This window comes from Kitasatospora sp. NPDC028961, assembly GCF_055564815.1.
Genome location: NZ_JBVHVO010000011.1, coordinates 235,971 through 245,563 on the forward strand (window position 1 = coordinate 235,971; position 9,593 = coordinate 245,563).

Below are 9,593 nucleotides of genomic sequence, written 5' to 3' on the forward strand. Positions count from 1 at the left end.
CGCCCCGACCGGGTGCCGCGGGTACGGTACGGGCCGGTCAGCCGGGGGTGGGGAGCAGGAGCCCGCCATGCGAAGCCTCGAACGCCGTTACGCGGTGACACTGCCCGGCCCGGTCGGCGGCCACGCCCCGCCCACCACCGTCGTCGTCCATGCGACCGACGCGACGGGCCCCGACGGCGAACCGGTCTGGGAGAGCGCGGACGGGAGCCTGCGGGTGGAGATCACCGGCGGCGTGGCCACCGTCCTCACGGCGCCGGCCGGCAGCGGCCGGCACCCCTGCCTCCAGGCGTACGCGCTGCCGTGATCGACGGTGCGGCGACCAACGGTGCCTCGACCGGCGGCGCCGGGAACCGGGCACCGTCGGTCGACGCGGGCCTCCGACCGGTGCCGGGGCCGCCCTCAGGGGGCGGTGCTGTCGGCGGCCGGAGGCTGCGGCCGGTCCTCACCGCGCCCCGCCGCCGGTGCCTCGGCGGACGACGGGGCGGCGCCCGGTGGGCCCGCGCCGTCCGTGGGGCGCCGTCGCAGGCCACCCGCACCACCTGCGCCACCCGCACCGTCCCGCTCCCGCCCGTCCCGCTCCCGCGCGTCCTGCTCCCGGCCGGACCGGTTCTGCACCGCCAGGGCCCAGGACCGTCGTCTGATGCTCACCACTGCCTCCCGGTGGTCCGGGGCGGGCGCCACCCGCCCGCCGATGCCGCGCGGCTACCCGAACCGGACGCCACCAATCCGGCATGCCGGGCGCGAAGCCGGGTACCCGCCGGCTCCCGGGGCGCGGAGGGGTGCCGGCGGTCGCGCCCCCGCCCACGGGCTGCGCCCGCCCACCGAACGGCCGAGCCCCGAGGAACGTCTCCGCCCACCCAATCCCGACCTTCAGGAGGAACGATGACCAGCGACACCAAGGTCCTCGCGATCGTGACGAACTACGGGGTCGAACAGGACGAGCTCCTCGTCCCCGCCCAGCACCTGCGCGACGACGGCGTGCGGGTCGACATCGCCGCCCCCACCGCGGACGACATCCGCACGCTCGTCGGGGACGAGGAACCGGGGGAGCGGGTGCGCCCGACCCACACCCTCGACGAGGTCGACCCCGCCGACTACGACCTGCTGCTCATCCCCGGCGGGACCATCAACGCGGACACCCTCCGACTCCATCGGAAGGCGGTCGACGCGGTGCTCGCCTTCACCACCTCCGGCCGCCCGGTCGCCGCCATCTGCCACGGGCCCTGGCTGCTCGCCGAGGCCGGGGTGGCGTTCGGCAAGCGGCTCACCTCGTACCCGTCGCTGCGCACCGACCTCGCCAACGCCGGCGCGACCTGGCTCGACGAACCGCTGGTCACGGACGATGCCAACGGCTGGCGACTGGTGACCTCCCGCAATCCCGGTGACCTCGACCACTTCCTGCGGGGCATCGACGTCGCCCTGCGGGTGACGACCGGGGCCGCCGGTCCGTCCTGACCGAGGTCCGTCCCGCCCGGGCGCGTCGAGGCGGCCGGCCCCACACGAGGGGCGGGCCGCCTCGACGCCTGGCGGTGCCGGCCCGGGTCAGTCCGGGTCAGTCCGGTGGGGCTCGTGCGGGAGGTCGTCCCAGCCGGGGGCGTCCTGGTCGTCGAGCTGCTCGCGCAGCCGGGCCAGGGTGGTGGTGAGCAGCCGGGAGACGTGCATCTGGGAGACGCCGATGCGTTCGGCGATCTGGGACTGGGTGCAGCCGTCCCAGAACCGGAGCTTCAGGACGGTCTGTTCACGGGCGGGCAGCTGGGCCAGCAGCGGCCGGACGGCGGTGCGGAAGTCGGCGAGTTCGATGCCGGGGTCGCAGATGCCGATGCGGTCGAGGATGGCGCTGCCGGTCTCGTCGGTGTCCTGGTCGCGCGGGGCGTCGAGGGAGTCCGGCCGGTACACGCGGCCGGCGACGAGCCCCTCGGTGGCCTGGTCCACGGTGAGGTGGAGGTCCTCGGCGATCTCCTCGGGCTGGGGGAGGCGGCCGAGCCGCTGTTCGAGGCGGTCGGAGCCGCGGGCGACGGTGAGGTAGAGCTCCTGCATGCTGCGCGGTACGCGCACGGGCCAGGAGGTGTCGCGGAAGAAGCGCTTGATCTCGCCCGCGATGGTGGGGATCGCGTAGGTGACGAACTCGACGCCGCGGCCGGGATCGTAGCCGTCGACGGCCTTGATCAGGCCGATGGTGCCGACCTGCAGGATGTCGTCCATGTCCTCGGCGCGGTGCCGGAAGCGGGCGGCGATGAAGCGCACCAGCGGCATGTTCAGCTCGATGACGGTGCCGCGCACGTAGCTGTAGGCGTGCGACTCCCGGGGCAGCGCGATCAGGCGGTCGAAGAGCGCGTCGCTCAGTTCGCGGGCCTCGGTCTTGCCCATCGAGCGCAACTCGGCCTCGGTCGGCCGGGGTGGCAGGTCGGCCGGCAGGCCGGCGGGTACGGGGGCTCGGGGAACGTTCTCCAGGGTGGTGGACACGTGTATCTCCAGGGCATCGGGTGAACGCCCGGCGGCGGCGCGTGACGTGCGCCGACCCCGGGTCTCTTTCCCTCCGGAACCGATGGCCGGATTCGGCCGGAGGTCCCGGTGGCACCCGGCAGGGTGCGGAGCGGCGTAGGCCGGGCGAACGCCGCACGGGTGTTCTACCCGACATACGACACCTGATTCACGTTTTGCGCGATTTATATCGTTCTATCCGATTCACCCCTTTCGGGGGCCAGGTGGCCCGCACGGCGAGACCGTCCGCCCTCGGTCGCCTTCGGGCCCGAGATCGGCCGCCCGCGGGCCCGCCCCCGGCCGCCTACCGGCCCGAGACCCGCCGTCTATGGGGCCGAGACCCGCCGCCGCCGATCGGAGGCGGCCCGGAGAAGTACGGTCGCGAGCGCCCCGTCCAGCGCGGCGGAGAGCTCGGCGTCGTCCCGGTCGGTGCCCGCCCAGGCGACGTGCCCGTCGGGGCGGACCAGCGCCGCGCGTACGCCGGCCCATGCGGCCGGGGGCCCGTCGAGGACGGCGGAGCGGACGGCGAGCCCGGGCCGGGCGCGGGCGCCGAGGGCGCCGTCGGGCGTCAGGTCGAGCAGCAGGTACGCGGTCGGGTCCAGCAGGGCGAACAGGCCCGCCTCCGAACCGGCGAGGGCGAGGTCGGGTGCGCGGGTGCCGGTGAGCGGGTGGGCCGCCGGGTCCTGGGCGGGGTAGGCGACGGCGAGCCCGGTGAGCCGTTCGGCCAGCGCGCGGCCGAAGGCGGGCTGGGTGGCGATCAGCCCGCTCAGCAGGGCGCGCAGGTCGAGGCCCTCGGGTGTGAAGGTGGTCATCAGGGCGGTCTGGGCGCGGCTGTGTTCCAGCAGCTGTACGCCGACCGGGTGACGTTCGGCGTGGTAGGTGTCGAGCAGGCCCTCCGGGGCCCAGCCGTTCAGCGTCGCGTTCAGCTTCCAGCCGAGGTTGTGCGCGTCCTGGATGCCGACGTTCATGCCGACGCCGCCCGCCGGGTAGTGCTGGTGGGCGGCGTCGCCCGCGAGCAGGACGCGCCCGCGCCGGTACTCGGCGGCCAGCCGGCCGGCGTTGCCGAACCGGGAGAGCCACGAGGGGTCCCGCATGCCGAAGTCGTCCCCGGTCACGGCGACGGTCCTCGCCCGGAACTCGTCCATCGTGAGGTCGCCGGGCCACTCGGTGGTGAGGCTGTCCGGGTCGATGCCGAGCACGCGGAACCGCCCGCCGGGCAGCGGCGCGACCATCACCGCGCCCTGGAGGGTGTGGATGCCGAAGCCCGGTCGCGGCGGGCGGTCGAGCGTGACGTCGCCGAGCAGGCCGAGCACGGTGGAGGGCGTGCCGGGGAAGTCGATCCCGGCGGCCTGCCGGACGGTGCTGCGGGTCCCGTCGCAGCCGACCAGGTAGGCGGCCTCCGCCTGGTACGGGCCCCGCGGCCCCTCCACGTGGACGGTCACCGACCGGTCGTGAGCGGTGAATCCGGTGACGCGGTGCCCACGGACGATCCGTGCGCCCAGGCGCAGTGCGTGCTCCTGGAGCAGCTCTTCGGTGCGGGCCTGGGGCAGGGCGAGGGTGAACGGGAACGGAGTGTCCAGGCCCCGGAAGTCGAGCCGGGTGTCGAGCATCGCGAAGTGCCCGGTCGGGATCCGCAGCCCTTCGGCGAGGAAGGCCGTGTGCACTCCTCGGGAGGCCAGCACCTCGATGGTGCGGGGGTGGACGGTGAGCGCCTTGGAGCGCTCGTCGATCGCGGTGCGCTCCTCGACGACGGTGACGGCTGTCCCGCCCAGCCGCAGTTCGGCGGCGAGCCAGAGCCCGACGGGGCCGCCTCCGGCGATGACGACGTGCTGCTCGGTCATGGGGTCCACCTCTCTTGGTCACTGACCAAATCAACGGGTCGCAGTAAACTAGGTCAATGACCAATGCGCAAGCGGCCGGACGCCTCGACCCCGGCACCGTCATCCGGGCCGCCCTGGAGCTGCTGGACGAGACCGGCCTGGACGCCCTGTCCACCCGCGCGGTCGCCGAACGGCTCGGCGTGCGGATGAACACCGTGCTGTGGCACGTGAAGACCAAGGCCCGGATGCTGGAGCTGATGGCGGACGCCGTGATCGGGGAGATCTCCCTAGGCGACCTGCCCGCCGCGCCGGACGCCCGCGCCCGGGAGCTGGTCCGCCGCTACCGCCGCGCCCTGCTGGCCCACCGCGACGGCGCCGCGCTCGTCGTCGGCACCTATGCCGCCGAGCCGCACACCCTGGGCCTCGCCGACGCCCTGGTCGGCGCGCTCCTGGACGGCGGACGGGACGAACGCGGGGCGGCCTGGACGACCTGGTCGGTCATCTACTTCACCCTCGGCCTCACCCAGGAGGAGCAGGCCGCCGCGCGCCGCCCGCTGGGCGACCGGCTGGCCGACGCGCTCTCGGAGACGGCCCACCCCGCCCTCCGGCGCGTCCTCGGCCACCTCGCCGCCGACTCCTTCGACGAGCGCTTCGAGTACGGCCTCACCGCGATCCTCGGCGGCGCTCCGGGCCGGCGGTGACGGTCGCGCCGACGGGTCGGCCGAGGCCGGCGACGGCGCCCGGGCGCCCGGTGGTGACGGCCCCGTAGGGTCCGGCGGTGACGGCGCCCCGGCATCCGGCGGTGACGGCCCCGCAGCGTCCGGTGGTGGCGCGTCGTGCGGGGCCGGATCGTGCGGCGTGCCGTCGGGGTCCGGCCCCGCCGATTGATGTTCTCCCGCCCGCCGATTCTTTGTTACCCGCGGGTATTGGCTCGCCCCGTCGGCTGGTGTACGTTCTCGCCCGGGCGGAACGACTGCCCCGGGTCCAGGGACCTTCCGGTGGACCGCGCCTGACGCCCCCTCATGGGACGCCGGGCCCGGCCGCGCGGGGCGACCCGGCTGCACGGACCCGGTCGGCGGCGACTTCGGCCCCCTCCCGCCCGGCTCCCGCCGGACGGAAGGCGCTCGGCCCCCCGGTGGCGACTCCTGCCGACAGCCGGCCGTTCGGCATGCCCTCGACCCTCCGTCGACCGGCACCCGCGGCGGCCCCGTCGAGCGAGGACCTCGTCCGAGGGAGGCCCGCTCCCCCAGGCCACAACGTCGTCGCGACTCGCGCCACCGACCGACCCCCACCGCCGCGCCGACCGACGACCCCCGCAGACGAAAGGCCTCCTCCCCGATATGAGCATCAAGGCACGGCTCGTTGCCGCAGCGGCCCTCACGGCCGCGATCACCGCCGGTCTCGCCACCCCGGCGGTCGCGGCCCCGAAGGCCCCGGCGGCCCCGGTTGCTCCGGTCAAGGCCCCGGCCCTCGCCGCCGCCGCGAGCAGCGGTGCGGTGACCGAGGCGCAGTGGCTGGCCGACGTCGGCGCCGCGATCGCGCCCGCCCGCGCGTACGTCGAGCAGCGCACGGCCACGCCCACCGGCGAGAAGCCCGCGATCGTGTTCGACATCGACAACACCACGCTCGCCACGCACTTCCACCCGTTCGCGATGTCGGGCATCGCGCCGGTCGTGGAGCTGGCGCAGTACGCCCACAGCCGGGGGGTCGCGATCATCTTCGTCACCGCGCGGGTGGACTTCATCGACCCGATCACCCGGCACAGCCTGGCCGCGGCCGGCTACACCGTGGACGAGCTGCACGGGCGCGACCTGTGCGACCTGTTCAAGCCGGTCCAGCAGTACAAGACGGACGAGCGGGTCGAGGTCGAGAACGAGGGCTACACGATCATCGCCAGCGTCGGCAACAACTGGACCGACCTGGACGGCGGCCATGCCGAGCGCACCTTCAAGCTGCCGGACTACAACGGCCTGCTCTCCTGACCCACCCCGCCGGGCGGTCGACCCACGCCGTCCGGCGGACCGACACCGCCCGGGGCCGGTGGGCACGCCGAGCCCCGCGCGGGACGCGGACGCGGTGCCCGGGGCGGGAGGCCGCGCCCGGGGAGAGGCAGCGCGACGGGCAAAGAAGAACCCCCGGACGACAGACGTCCGGGGGTTCCAGCGGTGGGCCTAACAGGACTTGAACCTGTGGCCTCTTCCTTATCAGGGAAGCGCTCTAACCGTCTGAGCTATAGGCCCGCGCTGATGTTGCCCGCCAACATTAGCAGAGCTCGGACCGAGCCCCGACCGGGCTGACCCCGGCCCCGGCCGGCCCCCGGATGCGCCCGGCGCCCGGCCGACTCCGCTGCCGGCCGTCGCGGCAGCACGGTGGTGGCCGGGCCGACACCGCGCAGCTGTGTGGACCCGGGGCGGCCCCGGCCCCTGTCCCGACCCCCGAGCGGAACAGGGGCGCTGCCGACCGTCGGCCCGGCGGGTCTCGGGGCGGCAGCGCCGACGTGTCAGCCGGCGAGCTGGTCGACGGTGGGGACCACGATGCCGAAGAGGTCGGTGATCGTGGTCAGGCTCGCCGCCTGCAGTCCGGCGGCGGGCACGAGGCCGCCCTCGGGCGCGGCCAGCGAGCGGGTGGCGGTCGCCTCGGCGACGACGGTGGGCCGGTAGCCGAGGTTGAACGCCCCCTGGGCGGTGAAGGTGACGCACATGTGGGTCATGAACCCGGCCAGCACCAGGTCGAGTCCGGAGCCCAGGTCGCGCAGGGTCTTCTCCAACTCCGTCTGGTGGAAGGCGTTGGGGAACTGCTTCACGACGACCGGCTCGCCGTCGATCGGTGCCACCTCGGGGCTGATCGCACCGATCTCGGCGCGGATGTCATAAGGAGTGCCCTCGCCGCCGTCGTTGACGATGTGGACGACCGGCGTGCCGGCCGCGCGGGCGGCGGCGAGCAGACGGGCCCCGGCGGCCAGGGCGGGCTCGACGCCGTCGAGCGCCATCACGCCACCGCGGTAGGTGTTCTGGAAGTCGATCATGATCAGGGTGCTCTCGCCGAGGCGCGGCGGCGTGTTGTCGAGGCCGATGACGTCACGCAGGGTGGTGGAGGCAGACATGGCTGGAGGTGTCCTTTCGGGCGGATGACTGGTTCGGTCGGAAGCCGGACCGGAAGCCGGACCGGAAGGTGCGACGCCGGACCGGAACGGGTTGGACGTGAGAAGGGGTGGACAAGGGCGGATTCGGGCGGCCCGTATCCGTACCGGTGCCGGGAATCAGGCATGGCGGAGCCTCGGTCGCGACGACTCGCGTGCCGCGGCGGCCGGGTGAGGGAGCGGTCAGGGCGTCCGGTGATCCGGACGCAGGGGCGACGAGGCCGGTGCGACCCGGACGCCGGTGCGACCAGGATGTCGTGCGATCAGGACGTGGTGCGGAATCGGCGACGGTAGGAGACCGGGGTGGTGCTGATCTGCTTGCGGAAGGCACGGTGCAGCGTTTCCACCGAGCCCATCCCGATGCCCGCCGCGACCTGCTCCAGTGGTTGGTCAGTGGTCTCCAGCAGGCGGCGGGCTGCCTCGACCCGGGCCGCCTCCACGTAGGCGGCCGGGCTGGTGCCGGTCTCCTGGCGGAAGACCCGGGCGAAATGGCGCTCGCTCAGGCACATCCGCGCGGCCAGGACGGGGGCCGACAGGTCCTCGTCGAGATGCTCGGTGATGAAGACGCGCAACTCGTCGATGTCCCTGCGGGCCGGGGCGGGCCGGCTCAGCGGCACGCTGAACTGGCTCTGGCCGCCCTGCCGCCGCAGATACATCACCAGCTGTCGGGCCACGGCCAGGGCCAGGTCCTCGCCGTGGTCCTCGGCGACCAGCGCGAGCGCCAGATCCATGCAGGTGCTGATGCCCGCGCCGGTCCACACCCGGCCCGAGCGGACGAAGATCGGGTCGGCGTCGACCCTGACCTTCGGGTGGTCGGCGGCGAGCTGGGCCGCGGTCGACCAGTGGGTGGTCGCCCGCCGCCCGTCCAACAGTCCGGCGGCCGCCAGCAGATGCGCTCCCACGCACACCGAGGCGATCCGCCGTGCGTGCGGTGCCGTCTCCCTCACCCACTCCACGACGGCCTCGTCGACCCGGGCCACCGGACCGTCGGGGTGCAGCTCCACCGCGCCGGGCACCAGCAGCGTGTCCACTGCGGCGCCCACCTCGGAGAAGGAGAGGTCCGCGACCAGGCGGACCCCGGCTGAGGTGACGACCGGCCCGCTGTCGGGGCCGGCCAGCCGGATCTCGTAGCCCGCCCGGCCGCCGGTCTCCCGGTTGGCCAGGGCGAAGACCTCGGCCGGACCGGTGACGTCGAGCAGGTCGACATCGGGGAAGACCGCGATGACGACACGGTGTGGAGTGGGCATGCATCCATCGTCACGGCAGCACCCGGACGACCGCAATGACGGCGATCTGTCACATCCGGCCATCGGGCGTCCGGACCGCCGACGTCATGCCGGGGGCTCTCCGGGGCTCTGGCAGGCTCTCGCGGGCGGACCGCCGAGCCCCGGTCCGGGCCGGCCGGGGAGGTTTGCCTCAGCCGCCAGGGGCGGGTAGTGTTTCCTAGTCGCTCGGCTGGGAGCACCGGACACGCAATAGCGCGGACGGTCCCGGGGCGGCCAATCCTCTTGTTCACACCTCTCTTCCCGGCTGGGTCGCGTTTCGGTGCGCCTCCGCTCGAATTGTTGTGCGTGTTTAAGTCGGTTGCGGTCGGATTCGCTTTGTGAAGCGCGGTTCGGCTAGAGTTCAGCAGGTCGGAGGGGCCCCCGGGTCGATAATCCGACAACCTCTGGAAAGCCGGAAGCGCGGAAAGACGAAGCAGAGCGATCTGCTAGAGTCGGAAGCGCCGAAAGGCTGAAGGAAAGCAAATCGGATGAACGAAGCGCCGTTAAACGGAGCGGAAAGCATCTGGTAAGCTGGAAACACGAAAGAACGAAGCGCCCGGAGGGCCCGCTGGGAGGCGGTCCGAAGGAAGTGTCCGTTCCTTGAGAACTCAACAGCGTGCCAAAAGTCAACGCCAGATATGTTGACATCCCCGGCCTTGATCCTTGTGATCGGGGTTGGAGATTCCTTTATGAAGTAAACACTAGCGAGGACGCAGTGCGCGGGGCCGCCCTATTCCGGTGGTTGCCGTGCCGCTCGACGCGAGTGCAGCCCGCGCTCTTCATTGAGCACAGTCGGGCAGACATTCACGGAGAGTTTGATCCTGGCTCAGGACGAACGCTGGCGGCGTGCTTAACACATGCAAGTCGAACGGTGAAGCCCTTCGGGGT

Annotated in this window: 8 protein-coding genes, 1 tRNA gene and 1 rRNA gene; 5 read left to right on the plus strand and 5 right to left on the minus strand. The window is 73.3% G+C overall.

Annotated elements, in window-relative coordinates:
• Nucleotides 1–67: 67 nt before the first annotated feature.
• Complete coding sequence (locus ACZ4UX_RS21140; RefSeq protein ID WP_329490273.1) at nt 68–304, plus strand: DUF6296 family protein; 237 nt, start codon at nt 68–70, stop codon at nt 302–304.
• Between the two features lie 578 nt (nt 305–882).
• Complete coding sequence (locus tag ACZ4UX_RS21145) at nt 883–1,455, plus strand: DJ-1/PfpI/YhbO family deglycase/protease (protein ID WP_465707786.1); 573 nt, start codon at nt 883–885, stop codon at nt 1,453–1,455.
• 87 nt (nt 1,456–1,542) lie between these two features.
• Here the strand turns inward: ACZ4UX_RS21145 and ACZ4UX_RS21150 are convergent, their stop codons facing one another.
• Both ACZ4UX_RS21150 and ACZ4UX_RS21155 read right to left on the minus strand, forming a co-directional pair.
• Nucleotides 1,543–2,463, minus strand: coding sequence for a SigB/SigF/SigG family RNA polymerase sigma factor (locus ACZ4UX_RS21150; protein ID WP_465707787.1), 921 nt, complete (start codon nt 2,461–2,463; stop codon nt 1,543–1,545).
• A 344-nt stretch (nt 2,464–2,807) separates the two neighbouring features.
• Nucleotides 2,808–4,322 (minus strand): FAD-dependent monooxygenase, encoded by a 1,515-nt coding sequence (locus tag ACZ4UX_RS21155; protein WP_465707788.1) that lies wholly within the window; start codon nt 4,320–4,322, stop codon nt 2,808–2,810.
• A 56-nt stretch (nt 4,323–4,378) separates the two neighbouring features.
• Between ACZ4UX_RS21155 and ACZ4UX_RS21160 the strand changes: the two genes are divergently transcribed.
• Nucleotides 4,379–5,002, plus strand: a complete 624-nt coding sequence (locus tag ACZ4UX_RS21160; protein ID WP_465707789.1) for a TetR/AcrR family transcriptional regulator C-terminal domain-containing protein — start codon at nt 4,379–4,381, stop codon at nt 5,000–5,002.
• A 639-nt stretch (nt 5,003–5,641) separates the two neighbouring features.
• Nucleotides 5,642–6,283 (plus strand): HAD family acid phosphatase, encoded by a 642-nt coding sequence (locus ACZ4UX_RS21165; protein WP_465707790.1) that lies wholly within the window; start codon nt 5,642–5,644, stop codon nt 6,281–6,283.
• A 184-nt stretch (nt 6,284–6,467) separates the two neighbouring features.
• Here the strand turns inward: ACZ4UX_RS21165 and ACZ4UX_RS21170 are convergent.
• From ACZ4UX_RS21170 to ACZ4UX_RS21180, 3 genes are all read right to left on the minus strand, one after another.
• A tRNA-Ile gene (locus ACZ4UX_RS21170) sits at nt 6,468–6,541 on the minus strand.
• A 260-nt stretch (nt 6,542–6,801) separates the two neighbouring features.
• Entirely contained in the window at nt 6,802–7,404 is a 603-nt protein-coding gene (locus ACZ4UX_RS21175) for an isochorismatase family protein (RefSeq protein WP_396491422.1), read from the minus strand.
• Between the two features lie 299 nt (nt 7,405–7,703).
• On the minus strand, nt 7,704–8,687 hold the full coding sequence (locus ACZ4UX_RS21180; RefSeq protein WP_465707791.1) for a GlxA family transcriptional regulator: 984 nt from the start codon (nt 8,685–8,687) through the stop codon (nt 7,704–7,706).
• An 821-nt stretch (nt 8,688–9,508) separates the two neighbouring features.
• Here ACZ4UX_RS21180 and ACZ4UX_RS21185 point away from each other — a divergent pair.
• Nucleotides 9,509–9,593: ribosomal RNA gene (locus ACZ4UX_RS21185) — 16S ribosomal RNA — on the plus strand; the annotation flags it as partial.